The organism is Pseudoprimorskyibacter insulae (genome assembly GCF_900302505.1).
In the GTDB taxonomy this organism is placed as follows: Bacteria; Pseudomonadota; Alphaproteobacteria; order Rhodobacterales; family Rhodobacteraceae; genus Pseudoprimorskyibacter; species Pseudoprimorskyibacter insulae.
On sequence record NZ_OMOJ01000002.1, the window covers coordinates 594,885 to 619,998 of the forward strand.

Annotated in this window: 23 protein-coding genes; 16 read left to right on the forward strand and 7 right to left on the reverse strand. The window is 60.6% G+C overall.

Features of this window, described 5'->3' with window-relative positions; translation table 11 throughout:
• The first annotated feature begins 6 nt into the window (after positions 1 to 6).
• Entirely contained in the window at positions 7 to 3,051 is a 3,045-nt protein-coding gene (locus PRI8871_RS08315) for a DNA translocase FtsK (protein WP_108885710.1), read from the forward strand.
• A 115-nt stretch (positions 3,052 to 3,166) separates the two neighbouring features.
• Positions 3,167 to 3,754, forward strand: a complete 588-nt coding sequence (locus PRI8871_RS08320) for a LolA family protein (RefSeq protein WP_108885711.1) — start codon at positions 3,167 to 3,169, stop codon at positions 3,752 to 3,754.
• A gap of 46 nt (positions 3,755 to 3,800) precedes the next feature.
• Here the strand turns inward: PRI8871_RS08320 and PRI8871_RS08325 are convergent, their stop codons facing one another.
• The gene (locus PRI8871_RS08325; protein ID WP_108885712.1) at positions 3,801 to 4,391 is read right to left on the reverse strand and encodes a transglycosylase SLT domain-containing protein; all 591 of its coding nucleotides are present in this window, start codon (positions 4,389 to 4,391) and stop codon (positions 3,801 to 3,803) included.
• A gap of 248 nt (positions 4,392 to 4,639) precedes the next feature.
• Between PRI8871_RS08325 and hspQ the strand changes: the two genes are divergently transcribed.
• Positions 4,640 to 4,966 carry a heat shock protein HspQ gene (gene hspQ, locus PRI8871_RS08330; protein WP_108885913.1) on the forward strand — a complete coding sequence of 109 codons (327 nt, stop codon included), beginning with the start codon at positions 4,640 to 4,642 and terminating at the stop codon, positions 4,964 to 4,966.
• Between the two features lie 61 nt (positions 4,967 to 5,027).
• Here hspQ and PRI8871_RS08335 read toward each other — a convergent pair whose 3' ends face one another.
• The 3 genes from PRI8871_RS08335 to PRI8871_RS08345 all read right to left on the reverse strand — a co-directional run bounded on the left by PRI8871_RS08335 (position 5,028) and on the right by PRI8871_RS08345 (position 7,707).
• Positions 5,028 to 6,605 (reverse strand): gamma-glutamyltransferase family protein, encoded by a 1,578-nt coding sequence (locus PRI8871_RS08335; RefSeq protein WP_108885713.1) that lies wholly within the window; start codon positions 6,603 to 6,605, stop codon positions 5,028 to 5,030.
• A 283-nt stretch (positions 6,606 to 6,888) separates the two neighbouring features.
• Positions 6,889 to 7,296, reverse strand: coding sequence for an ATP-binding protein (locus PRI8871_RS08340; RefSeq protein WP_219929011.1), 408 nt, complete (start codon positions 7,294 to 7,296; stop codon positions 6,889 to 6,891).
• Between the two features lie 72 nt (positions 7,297 to 7,368).
• A complete protein-coding gene (locus tag PRI8871_RS08345) occupies positions 7,369 to 7,707 on the reverse strand; it encodes an STAS domain-containing protein (protein WP_108885715.1) in 339 nt (112 codons plus the stop codon).
• A 91-nt stretch (positions 7,708 to 7,798) separates the two neighbouring features.
• Here PRI8871_RS08345 and PRI8871_RS08350 point away from each other — a divergent pair, with 91 nt between their 5' ends.
• The 5 genes from PRI8871_RS08350 (at position 7,799) to PRI8871_RS08370 (ending at position 11,521) form a co-directional block, all read left to right on the forward strand.
• Complete coding sequence (locus PRI8871_RS08350) at positions 7,799 to 8,971, forward strand: acetyl-CoA C-acyltransferase (protein WP_108885716.1); 1,173 nt, start codon at positions 7,799 to 7,801, stop codon at positions 8,969 to 8,971.
• A 70-nt stretch (positions 8,972 to 9,041) separates the two neighbouring features.
• Positions 9,042 to 9,500 carry a free L-methionine (R)-S-oxide reductase MsrC gene (gene msrC, locus PRI8871_RS08355; RefSeq protein WP_108885717.1) on the forward strand — a complete coding sequence of 153 codons (459 nt, stop codon included), beginning with the start codon at positions 9,042 to 9,044 and terminating at the stop codon, positions 9,498 to 9,500.
• A gap of 12 nt (positions 9,501 to 9,512) precedes the next feature.
• On the forward strand, positions 9,513 to 10,136 hold the full coding sequence (locus PRI8871_RS08360; RefSeq protein WP_108885718.1) for a LysE family translocator: 624 nt from the start codon (positions 9,513 to 9,515) through the stop codon (positions 10,134 to 10,136).
• Positions 10,137 to 10,176: 40 nt separating this feature from the next.
• Complete coding sequence (locus PRI8871_RS08365; protein ID WP_108885719.1) at positions 10,177 to 10,821, forward strand: RluA family pseudouridine synthase; 645 nt, start codon at positions 10,177 to 10,179, stop codon at positions 10,819 to 10,821.
• Between the two features lie 226 nt (positions 10,822 to 11,047).
• A complete protein-coding gene (locus tag PRI8871_RS08370; protein WP_108885720.1) occupies positions 11,048 to 11,521 on the forward strand; it encodes a PaaI family thioesterase in 474 nt (157 codons plus the stop codon).
• 37 nt (positions 11,522 to 11,558) lie between these two features.
• Here PRI8871_RS08370 and PRI8871_RS08375 read toward each other — a convergent pair whose 3' ends face one another.
• Positions 11,559 to 13,004 (reverse strand): aldehyde dehydrogenase family protein, encoded by a 1,446-nt coding sequence (locus PRI8871_RS08375; protein WP_108885721.1) that lies wholly within the window; start codon positions 13,002 to 13,004, stop codon positions 11,559 to 11,561.
• Between the two features lie 156 nt (positions 13,005 to 13,160).
• Here PRI8871_RS08375 and PRI8871_RS08380 point away from each other — a divergent pair, with 156 nt between their 5' ends.
• From PRI8871_RS08380 to PRI8871_RS08410, 7 genes are all read left to right on the forward strand, one after another.
• Positions 13,161 to 13,814, forward strand: a complete 654-nt coding sequence (locus PRI8871_RS08380; protein ID WP_108885722.1) for a peroxiredoxin — start codon at positions 13,161 to 13,163, stop codon at positions 13,812 to 13,814.
• Between the two features lie 165 nt (positions 13,815 to 13,979).
• The gene (locus PRI8871_RS08385) at positions 13,980 to 15,728 is read left to right on the forward strand and encodes a heparinase II/III family protein (protein ID WP_108885723.1); all 1,749 of its coding nucleotides are present in this window, start codon (positions 13,980 to 13,982) and stop codon (positions 15,726 to 15,728) included.
• A gap of 17 nt (positions 15,729 to 15,745) precedes the next feature.
• Positions 15,746 to 17,335, forward strand: a complete 1,590-nt coding sequence (gene purH, locus PRI8871_RS08390; protein ID WP_108885724.1) for a bifunctional phosphoribosylaminoimidazolecarboxamide formyltransferase/IMP cyclohydrolase — start codon at positions 15,746 to 15,748, stop codon at positions 17,333 to 17,335.
• Positions 17,336 to 17,476: 141 nt separating this feature from the next.
• The gene (gene lspA / locus PRI8871_RS08395) at positions 17,477 to 17,947 is read left to right on the forward strand and encodes a signal peptidase II (RefSeq protein ID WP_108885725.1); all 471 of its coding nucleotides are present in this window, start codon (positions 17,477 to 17,479) and stop codon (positions 17,945 to 17,947) included.
• A gap of 52 nt (positions 17,948 to 17,999) precedes the next feature.
• On the forward strand, positions 18,000 to 18,518 hold the full coding sequence (locus PRI8871_RS08400; protein WP_245897804.1) for a DUF3035 domain-containing protein: 519 nt from the start codon (positions 18,000 to 18,002) through the stop codon (positions 18,516 to 18,518).
• Positions 18,519 to 18,597: 79 nt separating this feature from the next.
• Positions 18,598 to 19,944, forward strand: coding sequence for a M16 family metallopeptidase (locus tag PRI8871_RS08405; RefSeq protein WP_108885727.1), 1,347 nt, complete (start codon positions 18,598 to 18,600; stop codon positions 19,942 to 19,944).
• Positions 19,941 to 21,254, forward strand: a complete 1,314-nt coding sequence (locus PRI8871_RS08410) for a M16 family metallopeptidase (RefSeq protein ID WP_108885728.1) — start codon at positions 19,941 to 19,943, stop codon at positions 21,252 to 21,254. The genes PRI8871_RS08405 and PRI8871_RS08410 overlap by 4 nt, the downstream gene beginning before the upstream one ends.
• A 56-nt stretch (positions 21,255 to 21,310) precedes the next feature.
• Here PRI8871_RS08410 and dapA read toward each other — a convergent pair whose 3' ends face one another.
• Positions 21,311 to 22,186, reverse strand: coding sequence for a 4-hydroxy-tetrahydrodipicolinate synthase (gene dapA / locus PRI8871_RS08415; protein WP_108885729.1), 876 nt, complete (start codon positions 22,184 to 22,186; stop codon positions 21,311 to 21,313).
• 139 nt (positions 22,187 to 22,325) lie between these two features.
• On the opposite strand from dapA, the gene PRI8871_RS08420 reads away from it, so the two are divergent.
• Positions 22,326 to 24,272: a lytic transglycosylase domain-containing protein gene (locus PRI8871_RS08420; protein ID WP_108885730.1), complete on the forward strand. Its 1,947-nt coding sequence runs from the start codon at positions 22,326 to 22,328 to the stop codon at positions 24,270 to 24,272.
• Here the strand turns inward: PRI8871_RS08420 and PRI8871_RS08425 are convergent.
• Entirely contained in the window at positions 24,246 to 25,112 is an 867-nt protein-coding gene (locus tag PRI8871_RS08425; RefSeq protein ID WP_108885731.1) for a DMT family transporter, read from the reverse strand. The genes PRI8871_RS08420 and PRI8871_RS08425 overlap by 27 nt on opposite strands.
• Positions 25,113 to 25,114 lie beyond the last annotated feature (2 nt).

The following is a 25,114-nucleotide window of genomic DNA, read 5'->3' on the forward strand; positions in this document are numbered from 1 at the left end:
GCGAAAATGGCATATCAGGCACGGGGCAGGGACCCTCTTTTCGATAGCAACATGCAAGCAGCCATCGAGAAACGCGGGAAAGAGTTGCTGGGGTTGGGGCTGATCGCCCTGGGCCTGATGGTTTCGGCCATGATCTATTCCTATTCGCCCGAAGATCCCAGCTGGCTGTCGTCCACCGACGCGCCGGTTCAGAACTGGATGGGTCATCTGGGGGCCTCGATTGCCGCGCCGCTGTTCATGATTGTCGGCATGGGAAGCTGGGGCCTTGCGGTTATCCTGTTGGCTTGGGGCCTGCGCTTTACACTGCACCGGGGCGATGAACGCGCCGCTGGAAGCCTTGTCTTTGCACCGATCTGGATCGCGCTGGCCGCCATTTACGGTGCGGGCCTTCCGGTGCCGGGCGGCTGGCCGCACAGCTTTGGTCTGGGTGGTCTGTTTGGCGATATGATGATGGGTAGCCTGATCAACCTGTCGCCCTTCAGCCCGGAAACCAGCCTGAACCTGATCTCGCTTGTTCTGGGGTTTGTGATTGTCGGGTTTGGCGCCTTTATCCTTGGCTTTACCCGTAGCGAATTGACGTTGATCGCCCGCTTCCTCGTGGTGGGTGTGATCATGGTTTATGCCACCTTCATGGCACTGCTGGGGCGTGGTGCCTCGGGTGCCGTGCATGCCGCACAGGCCATGCAGTCGCGTCAGGCTGAACGCCGAGATGCCGCGCGCCGTCAGGCCGAAGAAACCGCCGCCTTTGAGGCCGAGATGATGGGCCAAGTGCCTGCTGCACCGGCCCGCAGTCAACCGCTGGTGCAACGCGCTGCGCAGCCGGAATATGAAACCGATCTGGCCTTTGCTGACCCTGCGCCCGAACCGGACATGCCCGAGGCCGCGCCCAAAGGTGGTTTTCTGGCCCGTATGCCGAAGCTGGTGAAGCGTGCGCCTCAGGCCCAGCCGCTGCCCGAACCGGAGCTGTATAGCCCGCAGCCTTTGGCCCCCGTAGCCGAAGCGCCTGCCGATGACCGGATTCGCGCCAAGATCGCCGATGCGGTGAAATCGCGCGTGCGCACCGCGCCGATGGTCAATGTGCCCGCGCCCGCCGTCAAAAGCGCCGCTGCCCCGATGTATGTCGAAGAACCGCATCCGGCGCATAGCGTCCGATCCGAACCGCCGCTGCGTGCCCCAAGTGCCCAGCCGATGGTTGCGGCCCCGGCCGTTGCAGCGCCCAGCACCCTGCCGCCCGTTCCCGAAATGGCCGCGGCCCCGGCGGTGACCAATTTCACCCATGTGGACGATGATGATTTCGGCCAAATCGATGAATACGCGCGGGCCGATGACGATGACCAAATGGATGATTCCGTCATCGCCTTTGATGATGACGAGGACGACGACTACGACGATTACGACTACGCCGCCCCTGCCGCCCGCATCGCGGTAGAGCCCGCCAAGCCGAAGAAAGTTGTCCAGACGCCCGTTCGTAAGCCGACGCAACTTTCGCGTCGTGCACAGGCCGAAGCGCAGCCGCAACTGCGGTTCGAAGAGCCCGCGTCGGAATATGATCTGCCGCCGCTGGCCCTGCTGATGGACCCCGCCCAGATCGAACGCCACCACCTGAGCGAAGAGGCGCTGGAAGAAAACGCCCGCATGCTTGAGGCGGTTCTGGACGATTACGGCGTAAAGGGTGAAATCGTCTCGGTTCGTCCCGGCCCCGTTGTCACCATGTACGAATTGGAACCTGCACCGGGTTTGAAGGCCAGCCGCGTGATCGGTCTGGCCGATGATATCGCCCGCAGCATGTCGGCCCTGTCGGCCCGTGTCAGCACCGTTCCGGGGCGCAGCGTCATCGGTATTGAACTGCCGAACGCCAACCGCGAAATGGTGGCTTTGCGCGAAATCCTTGGTGCACGTGACTATGGCGACGGCAAGCACAAGCTGCCCTTGGCCTTGGGCAAGGATATCGGCGGCGAAGCGGTCATTGCCAACCTGGCCAAGATGCCCCACCTGCTGATCGCCGGTACGACTGGTTCGGGTAAGTCGGTGGCGATCAACACCATGATTCTGTCGCTGCTGTATAAGCTGACGCCGGATGATTGCCGCCTGATTATGATCGACCCCAAAATGCTGGAACTGTCGGTTTATGACGGCATTCCGCACCTTCTGTCGCCGGTTGTGACCGATCCCAAAAAGGCCGTGGTGGCCCTGAAATGGGTCGTGGCCGAGATGGAAGAACGCTATCGCAAGATGTCCAAGATGGGCGTCCGCAACATCGACGGCTACAACAGCCGCGTCGAAGATGCGCTTGGCCGTGGCGAAATGTTCAGCCGCACGGTTCAGACGGGCTTTGATGAAGAAACCGGCGATCCGATCTTTGAGACCGAAGAATTCGAGCCGAAGAAGATGCCCTATATCGTCGTGATCGTCGACGAAATGGCCGACCTGATGATGGTTGCGGGCAAGGAAATCGAAGCCTGCATTCAGCGCCTTGCGCAGATGGCGCGGGCCTCGGGCATTCACTTGATCATGGCCACGCAGCGCCCGTCGGTGGATGTGATCACCGGTACGATCAAGGCCAACTTCCCGACCCGGATTTCGTTTCAGGTGACCTCGAAAATCGACAGCCGCACCATCCTGGGTGAAATGGGTGCCGAACAACTGCTTGGTATGGGCGATATGCTGTACATGGCGGGCGGTGCGAAAATCACCCGCTGCCACGGTCCGTTCGTGTCCGACGAAGAGGTTGAGGAAATCGTCAACCACCTCAAGGCATTCGGCCCGCCCGAATATGTCGGCGGCGTGGTCGATGGCCCGGACGAAGAAAAAGAAGCCTCCATCGACGCGGTGCTTGGCCTTGGCGGCAACACCGATGGCGAGGATGCGCTGTATGATCAGGCCGTTGCGATTGTCCTGAAGGACCGCAAGTGTTCGACATCCTACATTCAGCGCAAATTGGCGATTGGCTACAACAAGGCTGCGCGTCTGGTGGAACAGATGGAAGATCAGGGCGTTGTGTCCGCAGCGAACCACGTCGGCAAACGCGAAATTCTGGTGCCCGAGCAATAAGCCAGGCCCGGTTATCCAATATCATCGGCATGCTATCGCTTGCGCGAGGCACCCGTGACATAAACAGGCCAAGGGGCGGGGTTGTATCCCCGCCTTTTTGTCATAGGTGAGGTTTATGAAAAAACTGCTACTCGCACCGGTCCTATGGGCCAGTCTGACAATCCCCGCGCTGGCCGATCAGCTATCGCTTGGCCAGATTTCGGATTACCTAAACTCATTCACCAACGCCCAAAGCCCGTTCACCCAGATCAATGCCGATGGCACGATCAGCACGGGCACGCTCTATATCAAGCGTCCGGGTAAGGTTCGGTTTGAATACAATCCGCCGGATGCCGCGCTGGTTTTGGCGCAGGCCGGGGCGGTGGCGATCTTTGACACCAAGCTGGGCGGACAGCCGGACACCTATCCGTTAAGTCGCACACCGCTGAGCATTATTTTGGCAAAAACGATCAATTTGGGACAGGCCGATATGGTGACAGGCGTTGCCTCGGACGGGACAACGACCACTGTCACGGCCCAAGACCCGGAGAATCGTGAATATGGCAGTATTGATTTGATCTTTACCGCCGACCCGACCGAGCTGCGCCAATGGGTCGTCAAAGATGACACAGGCGGGGCGACGACGGTGATCCTTGGGGCGCTCGAAACAGGGGGCGACCTGCCGAACCGTCTGTTCGACATCGAAGCGCAGAAATTGAAGTAAGGTCTAGCGGGCTGGCGCGGCTTAGAAACCGCGCCGCCCTATCCGATCAGCGGCGTGCCGCCCGGCACGATGCCAACTGCGCCTGATATACGCGCGACCGTTCGCCGACCTCATCCGCCACACGCATCAGCCAGCTTTTGGCGCGATAGGTGCCGCGGGAAAACCCGGTGCGGCCTTCGTGATAGGCCAGATACTGCGACCGCGCGTCATGCAGAGAAATTCCCAGCTCTTCCGTGGACTTGGCCATGTACCACCCCATGAAATCGGTCGCGTCGCGAATGTCATCGCGCTGCGCGCCGCGCTTGCCGGTGATGTGGCGATATTCATCCCAGGTGCCATCCAGTGCCTGCGAATACCCATAAGCCGAGCTTTGACGCCCAACCGGAATGACGCCCAGCTTGAACCGCAGCGGCGTGCGTGCATTCGCGATGAATTTGCTCTCTTGATAGATCGTCGCCATCTGAACATGGACCGGCACGCCGTAACGGCGTTCGGCCGCGCGGAAGGCACGGATAAACGTCGGACGCTGTTGCAAGATCGAACAAGCGTCATCCAAACCGCGCGGCGCGGTGTTCCGTCCCCCGCCGCAGGATGCCACCAGCAGCAAGATCATCAAAATGCGAAGAGTTCTGCTCATCTGCCTCTCGCTATGTTTTTCTGTTTTTTTGCAGTGTAACGGATGCTGCCGCGATGGCAAATCACTTTCGGCCGCCATGATTTTGACGCACGGCATTCCGCCGATTGGACTCTAAAATGATACAATCCCGATGTATCGACTGTACTAGTCTGCGCCACAGTCTGTTTCTGGCGAAATTCGTTCGAAAGTTGGACAAGCCGCCCAGAAAGGGTCTAAATTTGGCCACAGAGAATGAGGCCAATACCATGATGCAAGCACACCGCGCCAAGTACAACCTGGGTCAGGTCGTTCGCCACCGGAAGCACCCGTTCCGGGGAGTCGTGTTTGACGTTGATCCAGAATTCAACAACACCGAGGAATGGTATCAGGCCATCCCTGAGGAAAGCCGCCCGACCAAGCACCAGCCGTTTTACCACCTGCTGGCGGAAAACGATCAAAGCTATTACGTCGCCTATGTGTCTGAACAGAACCTGATCGCCGACTATTCGGGCGAGCCTGTGGCACATCCCGACGTGCCGGATCTTTTCGATGATTTCGAAGACGGCAGCTATTCGCTACACTTCCACATGAACTAAACGCAGTTTGCGCAATGCCCGCCCGGCGGCTGATCCGCCGGACGGGGCACGTTGTTTCACATCAGTAGCCTAGCGCGCAACCATCTTTGCGCGGGTCTGATGCCCCTTCCAACACACCGGATTCATGCAGGAAAATCGCCTGCGCGCCGCCGATTGGGCCCTCGGCCTCCACCACTTTGTGGCCAAGGCTGGCAAGTTCTGCTGCGACCTCGGGGCGGTATCCACGCTCGACCTTTAGCACACCATTTTCGGCAAAACTGCGGGCGCCATCGATGGCGGCTTGCGGGTCCATGCCGTAGGTTTCGATGTTCGAGATCAGGCGCGCATGGCCGTTCGGTTGGTACTGACCGCCCATCACACCAAAGGGCATAATCACCCGCCCGCCTTCACGCATCATGCCCGGAATGATCGTGTGCATGGGGCGTTTCCCGCCAGCCAATTCGTTCGGGTGACCCGGCTCCAACCGGAAGCCCGCGCCGCGGTTCTGGAACAGAATGCCGAACTTTTCCGACGCGATGCCAGAGCCGAAACTGTGGAAGATTGAATAGATCAGCGACACCGCCATCCGGTCCTTATCGACGACCGTGATGTAGATCGTTTCCTTGTGAACCGATTCGGTTAGCGGCGCGGGATCGCCCATCGCGGCCTTCGGATTGATCAGTGCGGCCAAGGCATCGGCGGTTTCTTGCGACAACATATGCGCCACGCGCACGTTTTCATCAGGGTCGGCGATGATCCGGTTGCGGGCGTCATAGGCCAGCTTGGTCGCCTCAGCCTCAATATGCGCGCGTTCGGCCCCGAACGGGTCCATGCCTTTCAGATCGAACCGCGACAGGATGTTCAGAATCAGCAGCGCGGTCGCGCCTTGGCCGTTTGGCGGATGCTCCATCACCTCGCGGTTGCCATAGGTGCCACTGATTGGGATGGTTTGGGTACAAGCGGTGCCTGCGAAATCTTCTGCGCTGTGAACACCGCCAAGGGCGTTCAGCGTGGCCAGCATATCTTCAGCCACTTCGCCTTCGTAGAACGCGCTGCGCCCGTCTTTGGCGATCCGGCGCAGCACTTCGGCCTGACCGGTCAGCGCGAATTTCTCGCCCGTGCGATAGGCTGCGCCACTGTTCAGATACCAATCACGCGCATGGCCTTGCAGCTGTTCGGTCGACCCGGCCCAGTCAAAGGCGACGCGCGGTGCGACGGGAACACCTTCATCGAAATAGCGGATGGCCGGGGCAAGGCTATCGGCGATCCCAAGGCGACCCCAACGGTCCGACATGGTGCAAAAGGCATCGACCGCGCCGGGAATCGTAACGGCGTGGGGCGACAGAATCGGCACTGTGCTATGGCCTTGGGCGCGCAGCATGTCAGCGGTGGCAGCAGCCGGGGCGCGGCCCGATCCGTTCATGCCAATCACGTCTTCGGTTCCCGCATGCGAGATAAGCGCAAAGCAATCGCCGCCGATTCCGGTCATTTGCGGTTCACATACGCCAAGCAGGACAGCCCCGGCGATCGCCGCGTCCATGGCATTGCCCCCGGATTTCAAAACGTCGATTGCGGCGGATGCGGCCAAAGGGTGCGAGGTCGCACACATGCCGTTTTCGGCCAGAACGGGTGATCGGCCGGGGAATTGGAAATCTCTCAAGGGGGCTCCTCCTGTTTTGGCAGAGAATATTCCGCCAAGCCGGGCCGTCAATCTAACGATGTCGAAGGAGAGTAGTACCTCGGCGTCACACACTGGGTGGGGGCTGTTAAAGGTGTGACGCCGAGGGAAGCCATATGCAGCTACAGGTACATGTATGCTGTTTGTTTCAGGCGGGATTACGGACTCAATGGGGCATGTTTGCGGCACCATGAATTTTTGGCGGGAAGGTGCGTAACTGTATGAAAATATGTTAAAAAAGTTCCAGTTTTGGGCAAAAGGAAAATTAGTATCGTCGAAATGACAGGGTCCATTCGTTGCTGGCAGCCCTTCGGCGATACTGAAATGCCGATGTGACGGTCTGAATCAGGTATAGGCCGAATCCACCTTCCGGCAGGTCACCGCCATTTTCACCAAATCCGGGCAGCATCACGTTCTGCAAAAGCCCCGCAGGCATGGGTCGCCCGAAATCTTGCAGGTAGACGTTGATGTGCCGGGGGGTGCGGGCCACGGACAACCCGATGCGGCCCAGTTCAGAGCCGCGATACCCATGTTCGGAAATATTGTTGATCGCCTCTGCCGAGGCGATCTGTAGGTTCGATGTCAGGTCGCCGCCAAACCTGTGCCGTTTCGCGATGGCCGAGATATGCGCCATCACTTTGGTCACTTTGGCGGGATGCGACAGGAAGGTCATGTTCAACAGCGGTATTTCGTACCGATGCCGCGTGTGAATGTGCCTAGGCATTGCCTGCTCTGCCCTGATGCGTCAGCCGGCGCGGGACTGTAGGGCAATGTCCAGATCAGGGTGAATGGTGAACACAGAATTCATGCGCGTCAGTTCGAAGACCTTGCGCACGGCGTCGTTCATTCCAGCAAGTTCCAGCGTTTGCTGGGCATCCAATTGTTTCATGGCACCGACCACGGCGCCAAGGCCGCTTGAATCGATGAACGTGACCGGGGACAGGTCCAATACAAACCGGCCATGGCCACTGCGGGTGATTTCGCGCATCTGGTCCTTGAACTGAATGGCGACCGAGGCATCGATTCGCTGAGTGTTCACCGCGATGACATTGGTCAGACCGACACGACGGGACGTAAGGTTCATTGTTATTTTCCCTAATTGTTGCCCACCGGACGCTAGACGCCAAACCTTACCATTCGGTAAGACTGGCCTGAGTTTTCTGTGGGAGGAAAAAATGCATCAGGTCGTCATCACCGGCGCGTCGCGCACGGCTATGGGTGGGTTTCAGGGCGTCTTTAGCGAGGCGTCGGCCGCTGACTTGGGCGGTGCGGCCATCAAGAACGCCGTTGCGCAGGCAGGAAGCCCGCAGATCGACGAAGTGCTGATGGGCTGCGTTTTGCCCGCAGGTCAGGGCCAGGCCCCGGCGCGTCAGGCCGGGTTCGCGGGCGGGCTTTCGGATGCGGTGCCTGCAACCACGCTGAACAAGATGTGCGGATCCGGCATGAAGGCGGCGATGCTGGCCTTTGACCAGATCGCGCTTGGTCATTGCACCACGATGATCGCGGGCGGGATGGAAAGCATGACCAACGCGCCGTATTTGCTTCCGAAGATGCGGGGCGGGGCGCGGATTGGTCATGGTCAGGTGATCGACCACATGTTCCTTGATGGGCTTGAGGACGCCTATGACAAAGGCCGCCTGATGGGCACCTTTGCCGAAGATTGCGCCGAGGCTTTCCAGTTTACCCGCGAAGCCCAAGACGAATACGCGCTGCGGTCCCTGTCGAACGCGCTTGAGGCGCAGAAATCCGGGGCTTTTGATCAGGAGATCGTGCCGGTTACCGTGTCCAGCCGCCGCGGTGATACCGTGGTGAGTGAGGATGAACAGCCCGGCAATGCACGGCCTGAAAAGATCCCAACCCTGAAACCGGCTTTCCGCCGTGATGGCACGGTGACGCCCGCCAATTCGTCCTCCATCTCGGACGGGGCGGCGGCCTTGGTTCTGACCACGGCCGAGGCAGCAGAGGCGGCGGGCCAGGCACCGCGCGCCCGCATCCTTGGTCATGCCAGCTTTGCCCATGCTCCGGCGATGTTCCCGACGGCCCCGGTGCCTGCGGCGCGCAACTTGCTGGACCGGATTGGCTGGTCGGTGTCCGATGTCGATCTGTGGGAGGTGAATGAGGCCTTTGCCGTTGTGCCCATGGCCTTCATGCATGAAATGGGCCTGCCGCGTGACATCGTCAACGTGAACGGCGGAGCCTGCGCCTTGGGGCATCCCATCGGGGCGTCGGGTGCGCGGATCATCGTGACTTTGCTGAACGCGCTGGAAAAGCGGGGGCTGAAGCGCGGGGTGGCTGCGATCTGTATCGGCGGCGGCGAAGGCACGGCCATCGCGATTGAGCGGCCTTGACGCCCAACGGTCAGGCCCATAGCACCAGACGGGCGCGGCATCATCGCGCCCGCAACAAAGGCATTTTCGCGTGACGACTGACTATTCCGAACTGGCGAACACCATTCGCGCCCTGACCCATGGTGAGACCGACACGGTTGCCCTGATGGCCACCGTCGCCTGCGAAGTGCATCACAGTGACGACCGGTTTGACTGGACCGGGTTTTACCGTGTCACGGCGCCTGAGGTGCTGAAGATCGGGCCCTATCAGGGCGGGCACGGGTGCTTGGTCATTCCGTTTTCCAAGGGGGTCTGCGGGGCCTGCGCCACGCAGAAGCGCGTGCAATTGGTTGGGGATGTTGAGGCCTTCCCCGGCCATATCGCCTGTTCTTCTTCGACCCGGTCAGAACTGGTTCTGCCGGTGGTGAGTGGCGACGGCACACTGCTTGGTGTGTTCGACATTGATAGCAATCAGCCTGATGCCTTCACGGAAAGGGATGCCGAGGCATTGACCGCCATTCTGAATGAGGTCTTTGCCCATGCCCGCTAAGGACCGCCGCGCATGAGCTTTGAGGCTTGGACCGTTTTTGCCCTGTTCTGGGTGCTGTTTGTCACCTCGCCGGGGCCGAATGCGGTGAACTGCATTCAAAACGGCATGACCTTTGGGTTCTTTCGGTCGCTTTGGGGCGTTCTGGGGATTCTGACGCAGGCGCTGTTGTTTCTTGTGCTGTCGGCCGCTGGGATCACCGCGCTGATTGCGGCCTCGCCCACGGGGTTTCTGATTGCCAAGATCGTCGGGGCCGGGTTTCTGATTTTCACCGGCATTCGCAACTGGATCGCGGCCCGCAAACCGCTTGCCGGGGCCAGCCCGGCCAATGGGCGGTCGATCTACGGGCGGGCCTTTATGGTGGCCACGATCAACCCGAAATCCGTGGCGGGGTATCTGGCGGCCTTTTCGCAATTCGTGCAACCCGATGTGCCGATCATGGCGCAGATGTCGGCCATCGTGCCGACCGCGCTGACGATTACTGCGCTAAGCTATTGCGGCTATACTGCACTTGGGGCCTTTCTTGGCCGGTTGGCGCTTGGGGCGGTTGGCAACCTGATCGTGCGCCGGGTGCTGGCGCTTTGCTTTGTGGTCTATGGCGTGCTGCTGGGGGCAAGCGCACTGCCGGGCCGTGGCTGAGGCTTGCCTCTTGGCGCGGCATTTGACATGAGCGTGAGCCATGAGTTCTGACTATGCCCCGCCAAACGATCCGCTAGAGATCCTGCACGCCGATCATGAGATTCTGGTGGTCAACAAACCTGACGGTTTGCTGTCCGTGCCGGGCAAAGGCGAACATCTGGCCGATTGCCTGATCGCGCGGGTGCAGGAGGCCTTTCCGCAGGCGCTGTTGGTGCATCGGTTGGACCGCGATACCTCGGGCGTTATGGTCTTTGGTCTGACGCCCCATGCGCAGCGGCACCTTGGTTTGCAGTTTGAAAAACGCCAGACCCGCAAGGTCTATGTGGCGCGGGTGCATGGGCGGTTGGAGCCGAAATCCGGCACGATTGATCTGCCGTTGATCGTGGATTGGCCGAACCGGCCGCGCCAGATGGTGGACCACGACAATGGCAAGCAAGCAGTGACCGATTACAAGGTGGTCAAAACCTCGGACGTGGAAAGCCGTGTGCGCTTGATGCCCAAGACCGGGCGGAGCCATCAGCTGCGTGTACATATGCTGGCGCTTGGGCATCCGATCCTGGGCGATCCGCTATATTCGGAAGACCATGCCGATTTCCCCCGTATGATGCTGCATTCTGAGGAATTGCGCTTGCGTCACCCGGATGGCGGTTTGGGCATGAGTTTCCGCGCCAAAGCGCCGTTCTGATTTGGTAATCCAGCGGTGCGCCGCTGTCGCGCCGCTCTTTGGGAGCTTGGCCTTGCGGCCAAGCGGCTAGGGGCGTTGCCCCTCTGGGGCCTTCGGCCCCATTCACCCCGCGTATTTGTCAAAGAGAAGAAGCAGGGGGGCTGTGTTCTGCCGCTGACGTGGCGTTTTTGTTTTCTGTCCCTCCGTTCCTTTGTTTGGTGGTCGGAACAAATAAGGAGGACGTGCCGTGGTTGAGGTGGCAGAGCAGGTAAGCGTTTTGGATTTTGGCCGGGTGGCCAAGATGACCGGGCTTGAGGTGTTTCAGGCGATGATGGCGGGCGAGATGCTGCCGCCACCGCTGTCGGCGCAGATCCCGATGGCGATGACCGAGGTGTCGGAAGGGCGGGTTGTGTGGACGACCCGCGCACCGGAGTGGTTCATCAATCCGATGGGGCAGGTGCATGGTGGTTTTGCCATGACCTTGATCGACAGCGCCTGCGGCTGTGCGGTGCATTCAGCGCTGCCCGCGGGCAAGGCCTATACAACGATTGAGACCAAGGTGAACATGACACGGGCCGCCCCGCGTGGTGAGGACATGCGCGCCGAAGGGGTGCTGATTACGATGGGGAGCCGGGTGGCCACATCTGAGGCCAAGATCTATGACCAGAAAGGCAGGGTGGTGGCCTTCGGCACCTCGACCTGCCTTGTGTTCGACATGTAATGGGGTGCCCCGGCCCGTGTGGACCGGGGCGATTTGTTTATGCGTCTTCGGGCGACCAGGCAGAAATGGCTTTGACTTCGAGGAAGTCTTCGAGGCCAAACACGCCGCCTTCGCGGCCATTGCCCGATTGCTTCATCCCGCCGAAGGGCGAGCCAGCGCCGCGCGGCACGCCGTTCATCTCAACCATGCCGGAGCGCAGAACGCGGGCCAGTCGGTTGCGGCGGGCGCCGTCTGCGGATTGGACGTAGTTCGTCAGGCCGTAGGGCGTATCGTTGGCGATGGCGATTGCCTGTTCTTCGGTGTCGAACTTCATGATCGACAGGACCGGGCCAAAGATTTCTTCGTTTGCGATGGTCATATCCGGGGTCACGTCGGCAAAGACGGTGGGACGGACATAGAAGCCTTTGTTCAGGCCCTCGGGGCGGCCCACGCCGCCGGCGACCAGACGCGCGCCTTCGTCGATGCCCTTCTGGATCAGATCCTGGATCTTGTTCCACTGGGTTTCATTGACCACCGGCCCGATGTGGCGACCTTCTTCCGAGGCGGGGCCAACGGTGACTTTGGCGGCGGCTTCGGCGGCGGCATCAACGGCCTGATCGTAGATCGAGGCCTCAACCATCATGCGGCTGGGCGCGTTACAGGACTGGCCCGAGTTCTGCATCATGTGCAGAACGCCGCGCTTGACGGCTTTTTCATCGGCGTCTGCGAAGATCAGGTTCGCGCCTTTGCCGCCCAGTTCAAGGTGGACCTTTTTCAGCGTGTCGGCAGCCGCCTTTGAAATCAGCTTGCCCGCGCGGGTCGAGCCGGTGAAGCTGACCATGTCCACGTCTTTGTGGCTGGACAGCTGCGAGCCGACGCCCACGCCGTCGCCGTTGACCAGGTTGAACACGCCTTTGGGGAAGCCGGCCTCATCCATCATTTCAGCGAAGAGGATGGCGTTCAGGGGGCTTTCTTCGGACGGTTTCAGAATCATCGTGCAGCCCGCGATGGCCGCTGCGATCACCTTGAGCGTCACCTGGTTCATCGGCCAGTTCCACGGGGTGATCAGGGCGCAGACGCCGACACCTTCAAACCGGATCAGATCGTTCGGCGCGTGATCGCCAAGGGGGCGTTCGAACGTGAAGGTTTTCGCGGCGGTCAGGAAGTTTTTGATGTGGTAATAGCCTGCGCCCCATTGCGAACTGCGCGACAGGTCAATCGGTGCGCCCATCTCAAGGCTCATCGCCTGCGCCATTTCCTCGGCGCGGGTTTTGTAGATTGCGGCCAGTTTTTCGACCAGAGCGATACGCTCTTCGACTGGCGTCATCATCCACGCAGGAAACGCGGCCTTGGCGGCGGCGACGGCGGCGTCGGTATCCGCTTGCCCGCCAAGCGAAATCACCGCGCAGGGTTCCTCGGTGGAGGGGTTGATGACCTGATGGTCGCGCCCGTCGATCGGATCGACCCAAGCGCCGTTGATATAGAATTGACGTTTCTCAATCATGGCTAGCCTCCCAGCTGTCTGGAAAAACCCGACCACACGGTCGGGGTTTAAGGGCACTCTGTCACTCGGCTGCGGAACGTGCAAGATGGGCTTGGAAACGAGTCATCACGACCCTACGTCGCATGGTGACCTGCAATACCCTAAAAGGAGGAACCCATGGGCCTGCGCATCAATGACACCATCCCGAATCTGACCGTTGAGACCGATCACGGCACCCTGTCGCTGCATGATTGGATCGGCGATAGCTGGGCGATTCTGTTTTCGCACCCCAAAGACTTTACGCCGGTCTGCACGACCGAATTCGGCGCCGTGGCACAATTGGCGGCAGAATGGGAAAAGCGCGGCACAAAGGTGATGGGCATTTCCGTTGATAGCGCCGAGGACCACAAGAAGTGGAAGGGCGATATCGAATCCTTCGCCGGTCAGCCCGCTGGCTTCCCGATCATCGCCGACACCGATCTGGCCGTGGCCAAAGCTTTCGACATGCTGCCCGCTGAGGCTTATCTGCCCGATGGCCGTACCCCGGCAGACACCGCGACTGTGCGGTCGGTGTTCATCGTTGCGCCGAACAAGAAACTGCAGCTGACCATGACCTATCCGATGTCGGTGGGCCGCAACTTTGCCGAAGTGCTGCGCGCGCTGGACGGTTTGCAGCGCACCTTTGGTCAGCCGCTGGCCACACCGGCGAACTGGCAGACCGGTCAGGACGTGATCGTTGCGCTGTCGCTGGATGATGCGGCGGCGTCTGAAAAATACGGCGATCTGGACAAGAAACTGCCCTACCTGCGCTTTGCCAAAAACCCGGCCTAAGTGGTAGCCCTTGGACCTTGGAAACGCCCGTGCCCCATGGCGCGGGCGTTTTGTTGTGCAAATGTAGCGCAATCGGCCAAGCAATTTCATTCTGCGGTGACTTTGCACCTCGTGCACGGTATCTTTTGACGCAATAACCACAACAATGTGGGCACGAGGCGAGCAATGGTGAAACCGGACAGCTTTTCTGCGCGGTGGACGCAGTTCATGAACCGTTGGGCGGCGCGGTCCAGTGCGCGCGCAAAACCGGCGACCGGATTCGTGTCTCAGCCAGAACCGAAGACGGTTGGATCGGTCGCGCGGGCGCGGCAGTTGCGGGCCGGGAACCTGATGTTCGCGGGACATTTGGTCGAAGCGCCCGGCGCGATGATCTGGGATGTGGATCCGCCGGACGAAGCGTTTGAGGAAGATATCCACGGGTTTTCCTGGCTGGATGATCTGGCCGCTGTGGGCGATGCCCCGGCGCGGGCCTTGGCACAGAAATGGGTTTGGGGCTGGATTGCCCGATACGGGCGCGGCACCGGGCCGGGATGGTTGCCCGAATTGGCCGCCCGACGGTTGATCCGCTGCATTCATCACGCCTTGTTCCTGCTGCGTGGCAAGGAAAAGGCCGAATCTGATCTGTTTTATCGCTCGCTTGCCCAGCAGACGATTTTCCTAAGCCGCCGCTGGCATGTCACCCCGCCGGGTGTGGGGCGGTTTGAGGCGATGGCCGGGGTTATCTACGCGGGTCTGTCGCTGGAAGGCATGAGCCATCACGTGGAACCGGCGCTTAAGGCGCTTTGCCTTGATTGCACCCGCCAGATTGATGCGGGCGGCGGCATTCCAACGCGCTGTCCCGAAGAATTGCTGTTGGTCTTTACCCTGCTGATCTGGACGGCCACGGCATTGGATGGGGCCGATCAGGAAATCCCCGACGAAATCGTGGACGCAGTCACGCGGATTGCGCCGAACCTGCGGGCTTTGCGCCATGCCGATGGTGGGCTGGGGCGGTTCCACGGCGGCGGGCGCGGGTTGGAAGGCCGGTTGGATCAAACCTTGGCCGATTCCGGCGTGCGCAAACAGGTAAGCGGCAAATTGGCCATGGGCTTTGCCCGGTTGGCGTCTGGCCGGACCTCGGTGCTGATTGACTCGGCCCCGCCGCCAACCGGGGACGCATCGTTCAACGCCCACGCCTCGACCCTCGCGTTTGAGCTGACATCGGGACGCAGGCCGCTGATTGTGAATTGCGGATCGGGCATGGTGTTTGGCGAAGACTGGCGCAGGGCCGGGCGGGCGACGCCGTCGCACACCGCACTGTCGCTGGATGGCCTGTCCAGCGCCCGGCTGGGCAAAACGCTTTATATCGGGTCGGCCAAGCGCGAATTGCTGGATGCCGCGCCCAAAACCGTTCCCTATGAGCTGAAACAGGACACCGACGGGTTCCGCTATGAAGGCGGGCATGATGGCTATGTCGGCACCCACGGCCTGACTGTTGCGCGTATTCTGGAGCTGTCCAAAGACGGGCGGACGCTCGCGGGCGAAGATATGCTTCTGGCGCTAGAGGACGATAACAAGCGCCTGTTCGACCGGAAATTCGATGAAAGCAACCTGCACGGCATCCCCTTTGCCCTGCGGTTTCACCTGCACCCAGATGTCGACTCAGCCGTGGATCTGGGCGGCGCGGTTGTGTCGCTTGCACTCAGAAGTGGTGAGATCTGGGTCTTCCGACCGGATGGGGATGTCGAAATGTCGATTGAACCCTCTGTTTATCTGGAAAAAGGCCGTTTGCGGCCCCGCGCGACGAAACAGATCGTTTTATCTGGTCGGGCAATGCAGTATGCGACCCGCATCCGCTGGACCTTGGCCAAGGCGCAGGACACTGCGGTCGCCATTCGCGACTTGGCACAGGACGAGCTGGACCTGATGACCTGAACAATCTGGATGCACACATGACAGACCTTTCGCCCGTTCGCCGCGCCCTTCTTTCTGTTTCCGACAAAACCGGTCTGATCGACCTGGCCAAGGCCCTGGCCGCGCGCGGTGTCGTTCTGCTTTCGACCGGTGGCAGCGCCAAGGCGATGCGCGATGCGGGTCTGGATGTGACCGATGTTGCCGATGTCACCGGCTTTCCCGAAATGATGGATGGCCGCGTCAAGACCCTGCACCCCAAGGTGCACGGCGGTCTGCTGGCGCTGCGCGACAACGATGACCACGTCGCCGCGATGAACGATCACGGCATCGAAGGTATCGACCTGCTGGTCGTGAACCTTTACCCGTTTGAAGCTGCACTGGCCCGCGGTGCCGACTATGACGAGATGATCGAGAACATCGACATCGGTGGCCCGGCCATGATCCGCGCTGCTGCCAAGAACCATTCGTTTGTGACCACCATCGTTGACGTCGAAGACTATGACGCGCTGCTGGCCGAGCTGGACGCCAATGACGGCGCGACCACCTATGCCTTCCGTCAGCGTCAGGCCCAGATCGCCTATGCGCGCACCGGTGCCTATGATGCCGCCGTCAGCACGTGGATGGCCGCAGCCATTGGCGAAACCCAGCCGCGCCGCCGCGTCTTTGCTGGCACCTTCGCGCAAGAACTGCGTTACGGCGAAAATTCGCATCAGTCGGCGGCCTTCTATACCGATGGATCGAACCGTCCGGGCGTTGCTGCAGCCCAGCAGCTTCAGGGCAAGGAACTGTCCTATAATAACATCAATGACACCGATGCCGCGTTTGAGCTGGTATCGGAATTCTTGCCCAAAGAAGGCGCGGCCTGCGCGATCATCAAGCACGCCAACCCCTGCGGTGTGGCCAAAGGCGACAACCTGCTGGACGCCTATACCAAGGCCTTTGATTGCGACCGCACCTCGGCTTTTGGCGGGATCGTGGCGCTGAACCAGCCGCTGGATGCCGTCACCGCCGAAAAGATCACCGAGATTTTCACCGAAGTGGTCATCGCCCCCGGTGCGGATGACGCGGCCAAGGAAATCTTCGCCAAGAAGAAAAACCTGCGCCTTCTGATCACTCCGCAACTGGCCAACACCGCCGAGGCCGGTCTGGCCTATCGTCAGGTGTCGGGCGGGATGCTGGTGCAGGACCGTGACAACGGCTTCCTGACGCTGGACGATCTGAAGGTCGTGACCAAAAAGGCTCCGACAGATGAGCAGCTCAAAGACCTGCTGTTCGCATGGAAAGTGGCCAAGCACGTCAAATCCAACGCGATTGTCTACGTCAAAGACGGTGCGACCGTTGGCGTTGGCGCAGGTCAGATGAGCCGTCTGGATTCGGCTCTGATCGCCGCCAAAAAGGCCGAGCGCATGGCAGACGCCATGGGCCTGCCGCAACCGCTGACCATTGGGTCGGCCGTGGCGTCGGACGCGTTCTTCCCCTTTGCTGATGGTCTGCTTGAGGCCGCCGCCGCTGGTGCCACTTGCGTTATCCAGCCGGGCGGTTCGATGCGTGATGACGAAGTGATCGCCGCCGCCGATGAGGCCGGATTGGCGATGGTCTTCACCGGGATGCGTCATTTCCGTCACTAATTTCGAAAAATCGTGTATAATCACGGGGCGGCCCACCATAGGGCCGCCGAACCTGCCGGGGCCTGCCGCGTGCACCAGTGGGATAAATCGGGAAAACCCGAACCAAAAACAGGTGCGGCATCGAACGAGGCGAGGCAGGCCATGAGCGTTATATTCTGGGCAGGATTCTGGACATTCCTGCTGGATCAGGCGACCAAATATCTGGTTGTCCACACGATGGATCTTCGCACTTTGGGCGAAATCGACGTGATCCCGCCCTATCTCAACTTCCGCATGGCTTGGAATTATGGCGTGAATTTCGGCCTGTTTTCAGGCGAAGCCGATGCGCTGCGCTGGGTATTGATCGGGTTGGCGGTTCTGGTGATCCTGTTCGTGCTGGTCTGGACATGGCGCACGCCTCCGGGACGGCTTGGGCTGATTTCCGCCGGGCTTTTGGTGGGCGGTGCGATTGGCAATATCATTGACCGGGTGCTTTATGGCGCGGTGGCGGACTTTCTGAACATGTCCTGCTGCGGCATCGAAAACCCTTATGCCTTCAATGTCGCCGATATCGCGATTTTTGCGGGCGCTTTGGGGCTTGTCCTGTTCGCCGAAGGCAAAAAGGGCGCGTGACCTTGGCGAGGCAATCCGCTAAAGCTGGGCCAAGACGATTTGGAGGGTGGCAATGACAGGACCGCGTCTGGCAATCCTGCTGGGGCTTTTAGCTGTATCTGCCTGTGGCGGACGGCAAGAGCGTGACATCACGTTGCATGATATGCGGACTAATCAGCGCTCGCCCGAAGAATTCTCGATCCTGCCGGTGAAACCGTTGCAGATGCCTGAAACCACGGCGCTGCCGACGCCTACGCCGGGCGGGGCCAACCTGACCGATCCCACCCCGCTCGAAGATGCCGTCGCCGTTCTGGGCGGCAAGCCGCAGCGCGTGGCCGGTACGGGTGTTCCTGCCGCCGATGTCGGGATGCTGGCGCATGTGGGCCGCTTTGGCACCGATCCGAACATCCGCGCCGATCTGGCCGCCAAGGATCTGGAACTGCGCAAGACCAAGTCGCGCTTCACATGGTCGATCGTCCCGCGTGACGATTACCGCCGCGCCTATCGCAGCCACTTGCTGAATCCCTATTCCGAACTGTCGCGCTTCCGTAAGCTGGGAATCAAGACGCCGGCAGCCCCGTCTGAGGAATAAGCCCTCACAAGGTCGTGCGGTCCCTTGAAGCGGGGCGAGCAAAGCGTAGATTTGCATCGCTGGCCAAAGGAGGGACTGCATGCTTCGGAATGTCTTGAAGGCAACGGTTATTCTTGTGTCATGGGCCTGTGCCGCTATCGCGCAAGAGGCCGAAGACCAAGTCACCACCTTTTCGTTGGACAACGGCATGGAGGTCGTCGTGATCGAAGATCACCGCGCCCCGGTTGTTGTGCATATGGTCTGGTACAAGGCCGGATCGGCGGATGAACCCGCCGGATCGTCGGGCGTTGCGCATTTTCTGGAACATCTGCTGTTCAAAGGCACCAAAACGCTGGAGCCGGGCGAGCTGTCGCGGGTGGTGGCGGAAAATGGTGGGTCTGACAACGCGTTCACCAGCTACGACTACACGGCCTATTACCAGCGCATCGCCTCGGACCGGCTAGAGCTGATGATGCGGATGGAATCCGACCGCATGGTCAATCTGCAACTGGATGAAGGCGATATTGCCACCGAACGCGCGGTCATCATCGAAGAACGCAACCAGCGCACGGAAAACGATCCAAGCGCCCTGTTCCGCGAACAAAACAGCGCAGCGCTTTATATGAACCACCGCTATGGCGTGCCCGTGATCGGCTGGCGCCATGAGATGGAGGGGCTGAATCTCGATCAGGCGCTGGCCTATTACAAACGCAACTATGCCCCCAACAACGCGGTGCTGGTCGTTGCAGGCGATGTTGAGGCCGAAGACGTCCGGCAGCTTGCCGACACTTACTATGGCGCATTGCCTGCCAATCCTGACCTGACCGACCGGGCGCGCCCGCAAGAGCCGCGCCAACTGGCAGAACGGCGGTTGGTGTTCGAAGATCCCCGCGTCGCGCAGCCCTATGTCATGCGCAGCTATCTGGCCCCGGAACGCAACGCGGGCGATCAGAAAGACGCCGCAGCCTTGGTGATCTTGTCGGAAATTCTGGGCGGCGGGCAGACCTCAGTTCTGACGCGCAAACTGGCATTCGATCAAAAACTGGCGGTCTATGCCGGGGCCTATTACGACGCCATGTCGCTGGATCAGTCGAACTTTGGCCTGATCGTTGTGCCCGCGCCGGGGGTGACATTGCAACAGGCCGAAGATGCGATGGATCAGGTTGTGGCCGAGTTCATGGTCGAAGGCGTGGACCCTGCCCAGCTGGAACGGATCAAATTCCAGATCCATGCCCAGCAGATCTATGCCCGTGACAATGTCGATGGTCTGGCCCGCACCTATGGCAGCGCGCTGACCTCGGGGCTGACCATTCAGGACGTTCAGGACTGGCCCGATGTGCTGGCCGCCGTGACCGCCAATGACATCATGGAAGCCGCCCGCAAAGTGTTTGACCGCAAATCCTCGGTCACGGGCTGGCTGCGCCAACCGCAGGAGGCGGCAGAATGAAATATCTACTGGCCTTTGCCCTGACCATCCTGAGCGCCCTGCCACTGCGGGCCGAGATCAACATCCAAGAGATCGAAACTCCGGCAGGCTTTGACGTCTGGCTAGTCGAGGAACATTCGATCCCCTTTGTCGCGCTGGAGTTGCGCTTCAAAGGCGGGGCATCCTTGGATCTGCCGGGAAAACGCGGCGCGACCTATCTGATGACCGGCCTTCTGGAAGAGGGGGCTGGCCCCTATGATGCCCGCGGCTTTGCCGAAGGGGCCGAGGCGATTGCCGCCAATTTCGACTATGACACCTATGACGATTCCATCGCGATTTCAGCCAAGTTCCTGACCGAAACCAGCGATCAGGCCTTGGCGCTGCTACGGGAAAGTCTGATCAACCCGCGCTTTGACGATGTGGATGTGGACCGTGTGCGCCAGCAGGTGCTGACCGGGCTTCAGGGCGATGCAAAAGACCCCGACACCATCGCCAGCAACCGTTTCAGCGCCTTGGCCTATGGGGACCATCCCTATGCCACCGCCTATGAGGGCACGATTGAATCGGTGCAGGCCCTGACCCGCGAAGACCTGCAAGCCGCGCATCAGGGCGCTATGGCCAAGGACCGGGTCTATATCAGCGCGGCAGGCGATATCACGCCCGACGAACTGGCCCGCTTGGTTGACGCGTTGTTGGCCGATCTGCCGGAAACCGGGCTTCCGATGCCCGGCCATGTCGATGTGGCGATGCCGGGCGGCACGATCGTTGTGCCCTTTGAGACGCCGCAGTCCGTGGCGCTGTTCGGGCATGAAGGCATCGCCATCGAAGACCCGGATTATTTCGCGGCCTATGTGATGAACGTCGTGTTGGGCGGCGGCGGGTTTGAGGCGCGCTTGATGGATGAGGTGCGCGAAAAGCGCGGGCTGACCTATGGCGTCTATTCCTACCTCGTGTCGCGCGATCATGCGGCGATTTACGCGGGGCGGGTGGCTTCGGCCAATGACCGCATCGCCGAGGCGATTGAGGTGATCCGCGCGGAATGGGCCAAGATGCGCGACAATGGCGTGTCAGAGGACGAGCTGCGCCGCGCCAAGACTTACCTGACCGGGGCCTATCCGCTGCGGTTTGATGGCAATAACGCGATTGCGAACATTCTGGTGGGCATGCAGATGCAGGGCTTTCCCGCCGACTATGTCGAAACGCGCAATGACCGGGTGACCGCCGTCACGCAAGACGATGTCGCCCGCGTGGCGAAGCGCCTGCTCAAGCCTGAGGCCCTGACCTTTGTGGTTGTGGGTCAGCCCGAGGGGCTGGAGGCCACCGCCAACTGAATGCGAAAAGGGCGGGTCACTGGACCCGCCCTTTTGCAATTACGATCAGACCGAAATCAGTTGATCAGGCCAAGGCCGCGCATGGCGGCGTCCAGCTTGGCGCGAGTGTCTTCGGTGACCGGCATCAACGGCAGGCGCACTTCGTCTTCGCACATGCCCAAACGGCTGAGGGCGTATTTCGCGCCGCACAGGCCCGGTTCGGCAAAGATCGCGTGATGCAGGGGCATCAGCTTATCCTGCAGTTCCAGCGCCTTGACGAAATCGCCCGCTTGGCAAGCGGCCTGCATTTCGGCGCATTGACGCGGGGCCACATTGGCCGTGACCGAAATAAAGCCCTGACCGCCTTGGGCGTTGTAGCCGTGGGCGGTTGCGTCTTCGCCTGACAGGTAGGCGAAATCGGGTGCGCAAACGGTGCGTTCCTTGCAGATGCGCGCCAGATCACCGGTGGCATCCTTCACCGCGACAATGCGCGGCAGCTTGGACAGTTCGGCCATGGTGTCGGGCAGGATGTCCACGGCGGACCGGCCCGGAATGTTGTAAACCACGATCGGAATATTCGCGCTGTCGTGCACGGCTTTGTAATGGGCGTAAAGCCCGCGCTGAGTCGGCTTGTTGTAATAGGGTGCCACAACCAGAACCGCCGATGCGCCAACGCGTTCGGCATGCTGGGTGAAGTGAATGGCTTCTGCCGTGTTGTTCGACCCGGCCCCGGCAATCACCGGAACGCGTCCCGCTGCGGCTTGAACCACGGTTTCGATCACTGCTTCGTGTTCGGCATGGCTTAGCGTCGGGCTTTCGCCCGTGGTACCAACAGGAACCAGACCAGTGCTGCCCTGTTCGATATGCCATTCGACGAGGCGTTTGAGCGCATCGAAATCCACTGCGCCGTTTTTGAACGGCGTGACCAATGCAGGCATCGATCCTTTGAACATCTTACGCTCCTTGTTTCTACGATCGTTCAACATTTCCGTGAAGATTGCGCCAACATGCACCTGAGGTGTTGAAGACGCCTCCTCCGACGATATCCTTCAAGGGGTGTCTATTCCTTTTCACAACGGAAAATGCAAGCAAATGCGACGTCTCCTGCCGGTCCTTTTCCTATTCCTCGCGACGATTTGTCAGGCCCAAGAGGATGTCAGGCCCTTGGCCAAAGCCATGCAGTCCATGCGCGAAGGCAATTGGGCCGCCGCCAAGATCGAGGCGCGGGGCGATGGTCAACACGCGCTGGACGTCATTCTGTGGCATTTTCTGCGGGATGGGCAGGGGGATGTGGCGACGCTTATGGCGTTCTTGGGCCGCAATCCCGATTGGCCGGGGCTTCCCTACCTGAAACAAAAGTCCGAGGCGTTGCTGGCCGAGGGTGACACCGGCGATGTTCTGCGGTTTTTCGCCGGGCATCCCCCGCGCACGGGCGACGGGGCGTTGACCTTGGCGCGGGCGCTACGGGCCAGCGGCAAACAGGCTGAGGCCGACAAGGTGCTGATCGAGGCTTGGACCACGCTGCCGATGTCCGATTCTGAGGTCGCGCTCTATCTGGCCGATCATGGCAAACTGCTGGCTCCCCACCATGAAGAGCGGCTGGACACGGCCTTGTGGAACGGTTGGGAGGTAAACGCCCGCGCGATCCTGCCGCTGGTGTCCGATGGCTATCGCGCCTTGGCCGAGGCGCGGCTTGCTCTGCGCAATATGGACAACGGTGTGGATGGGCTGATTGCCGCCGTGCCTGCCAAACTGGCGAATGATCCGGGCCTTGCCTATGAGCGGTTCTATTGGCGCGACCGCAAAGGCCGCGATGACGATGCGGCGGCGTTGATGCTAGAGAGGTCGGGCGATGTGGCCTCGCTCGGGCGGCCTGAATTCTGGGCCGGGTTCCGCCGCACCGAAGCGCGGGATCTGATGCGCCGGGGCGATTATGCGCTGGCCTATAAGGTGGCCGCGACGCATCAACTGAAAGAAGGCAATGATTACGCGGATCTGGAATGGGTGGCAGGCTATCTGGCGCTGCGGTTTCTGGACCGTCCTAAGGATGCGCTGACCCATTTCGAACATCTGCGCGACGCGGTGGTCACCCCCATTTCGCGTGGGCGCGCCGGTTATTGGATGGGCCGCGCCTATGAGGCGATGGGTGACCCGGCAGGTGCTGCCAAGGCCTATGCCTATGGCGCGGATTACCAAACCTCGTTCTATGGGCTGCTGGCGGCGGAAAAGGGGCGCATCCCCTTCGATATCACCCTGCGCGGGGATGAGACCTTTCCGAATTGGCAAGAGGCGACGTTTTTGGACAGTTCGGTCTTTAAGGCGGCGATCCTGTTGCTGGCCGCTGGGGAGCTGAGCCTGTCGGAACGGTTTCTGACCCATCTGGCCGAATCGCTTGACCGGGTTCAGATCGGGCAGATGGGGCAAATGCTGGTGGATCTGCGGCAACCGCATATTCAGGTGATGCTGGGCAAACGCGCTGCCGATTACGAAATTCAGGTGCCGGGGCCATATTACGCGCTGCATCCCGTCGCCGAAAAGCGCTGGCCCGTGCCAACAGAATTGGTTCTGTCCATCGCGCGGCGCGAATCTGAATTTGACCCGAACGTCATTTCCGGCGCGGGGGCGCGCGGGTTGATGCAATTGATGCCCGGCACCGCCCAAGAGGTGAGTGGCAAGTTGGGGCTCGACTACAGTCAGGGCAAGCTGCTGTCCGACCCGATGTATAACGCAACGCTTGGGTCGGCCTATCTGGCCGAATTGGCCGAACGCTATCAGGGCAACGCGGTTCTGATCGCGGCGGCCTATAACGCCGGGCCAAGCCGCCCTGACCGTTGGATGGAAGACTTCGGCGACCCCCGCACATCGAAGGTTGATGTGGTTGATTGGATTGAATTCATTCCCTTCACCGAGACGCGCAACTACGTGATGCGCGTCACCGAAAGCCTGCCGGTCTATCGCGCCCGGTTGGGCCAGCCGCCGCATCCGGTGCCCTTCAGTCAGGAACTGACCGGTTCAACGCTTTTGCCGCTCTCTCCATAGGGTGAACAGACCCGCCAAAACGATGATCGACGCGCCAATCGCCACATTCGGGCGCAGGGTTTCGGCAAAGACGAAAATCCCGATGGCCGAGGCGATGGGCAATTGCAGATAGGCAAAGGGCTGGACTGCGCTGGCCTCGGCGGCCTCATAGCATTTGATCAGCAGGAAATGCCCGGTGGCGGCGGTCATGCATAGGGTCGCCATCCAGATCCAGTCATACGGGGCCAGCGGTTGCCAGTGGAACACGCCAACAGCGGTGGCCGCCAATGCGCCAACGGTGCCCGTCCAGAAGAACGACGTGGCGGCGGTGTCCCGGCGTGCGGCAAAGCGGGTCAGCAAACCATAGAGCGCAAACATCAGCGAAGCGGCCAAAGCAATCAGCGACTTGGCCGAGAACACGTCCGACCCCGGCTCCAGAATGATGACGACGCCAATAAACCCAACGCCGATCGCCGACCAACGCCGCCAGCCAACGCTTTCGCCAAGGATCGGGCCGGATAGGGCGGCGATCAGCAGCGGATAGCTGGCAAAGACCGCGTGCGTTTCCACCAGCCCCAATTGGGTAAAGGCGATCACGGTGACGCAAATCTCGGCCACCAACAGGACGGCCCGGAACCCTTGCAGCCACGGCTGGCTGGTACGGGCCACATCACGCAGACCGTCGGCACGACGTTGGGAAATCGCGATGACAAAGGCGGCAAAGAACCAGTAGCGGATCATCACCACCATGTAGACGTTGTAAGTGTCCGCAAGATAGCGCGAGATCCCGTCCTGCGTGGCAAAGACGAAGGTCGTGGCGATCATCAGCCAGATGCCAAGTTTGGTGTTGTTGCTGGTCATTC

Excerpts from the sequence above, each read along its gene's own strand:
- PRI8871_RS08315 (WP_108885710.1), top strand. The coding sequence starts at position 7 with ATGGCATATCAGGCACGGGGCAGGGACCCTCTTTTCGATAGCAACATG.
- PRI8871_RS08320 (WP_108885711.1), top strand. The coding sequence starts at position 3,167 with ATGAAAAAACTGCTACTCGCACCGGTCCTATGGGCCAGTCTGACAATC.
- PRI8871_RS08325 (WP_108885712.1), bottom strand. The coding sequence starts at position 4,391 with ATGAGCAGAACTCTTCGCATTTTGATGATCTTGCTGCTGGTGGCATCC.
- hspQ (WP_108885913.1), top strand. The coding sequence starts at position 4,640 with ATGCAAGCACACCGCGCCAAGTACAACCTGGGTCAGGTCGTTCGCCAC.
- PRI8871_RS08340 (WP_219929011.1), bottom strand. The coding sequence starts at position 7,296 with ATGACCTTCCTGTCGCATCCCGCCAAAGTGACCAAAGTGATGGCGCAT.
- PRI8871_RS08345 (WP_108885715.1), bottom strand. The coding sequence starts at position 7,707 with ATGAACCTTACGTCCCGTCGTGTCGGTCTGACCAATGTCATCGCGGTG.
- PRI8871_RS08350 (WP_108885716.1), top strand. The coding sequence starts at position 7,799 with ATGCATCAGGTCGTCATCACCGGCGCGTCGCGCACGGCTATGGGTGGG.
- PRI8871_RS08360 (WP_108885718.1), top strand. The coding sequence starts at position 9,513 with ATGAGCTTTGAGGCTTGGACCGTTTTTGCCCTGTTCTGGGTGCTGTTT.
- PRI8871_RS08365 (WP_108885719.1), top strand. The coding sequence starts at position 10,177 with ATGAGTTCTGACTATGCCCCGCCAAACGATCCGCTAGAGATCCTGCAC.
- PRI8871_RS08375 (WP_108885721.1), bottom strand. The coding sequence starts at position 13,004 with ATGATTGAGAAACGTCAATTCTATATCAACGGCGCTTGGGTCGATCCG.
- PRI8871_RS08380 (WP_108885722.1), top strand. The coding sequence starts at position 13,161 with ATGGGCCTGCGCATCAATGACACCATCCCGAATCTGACCGTTGAGACC.
- PRI8871_RS08385 (WP_108885723.1), top strand. The coding sequence starts at position 13,980 with ATGGTGAAACCGGACAGCTTTTCTGCGCGGTGGACGCAGTTCATGAAC.
- purH (WP_108885724.1), top strand. The coding sequence starts at position 15,746 with ATGACAGACCTTTCGCCCGTTCGCCGCGCCCTTCTTTCTGTTTCCGAC.
- lspA (WP_108885725.1), top strand. The coding sequence starts at position 17,477 with ATGAGCGTTATATTCTGGGCAGGATTCTGGACATTCCTGCTGGATCAG.
- PRI8871_RS08400 (WP_245897804.1), top strand. The coding sequence starts at position 18,000 with ATGACAGGACCGCGTCTGGCAATCCTGCTGGGGCTTTTAGCTGTATCT.
- PRI8871_RS08405 (WP_108885727.1), top strand. The coding sequence starts at position 18,598 with ATGCTTCGGAATGTCTTGAAGGCAACGGTTATTCTTGTGTCATGGGCC.
- PRI8871_RS08410 (WP_108885728.1), top strand. The coding sequence starts at position 19,941 with ATGAAATATCTACTGGCCTTTGCCCTGACCATCCTGAGCGCCCTGCCA.
- dapA (WP_108885729.1), bottom strand. The coding sequence starts at position 22,186 with ATGTTCAAAGGATCGATGCCTGCATTGGTCACGCCGTTCAAAAACGGC.
- PRI8871_RS08420 (WP_108885730.1), top strand. The coding sequence starts at position 22,326 with ATGCGACGTCTCCTGCCGGTCCTTTTCCTATTCCTCGCGACGATTTGT.
- PRI8871_RS08425 (WP_108885731.1), bottom strand. The coding sequence starts at position 25,112 with ATGACCAGCAACAACACCAAACTTGGCATCTGGCTGATGATCGCCACG.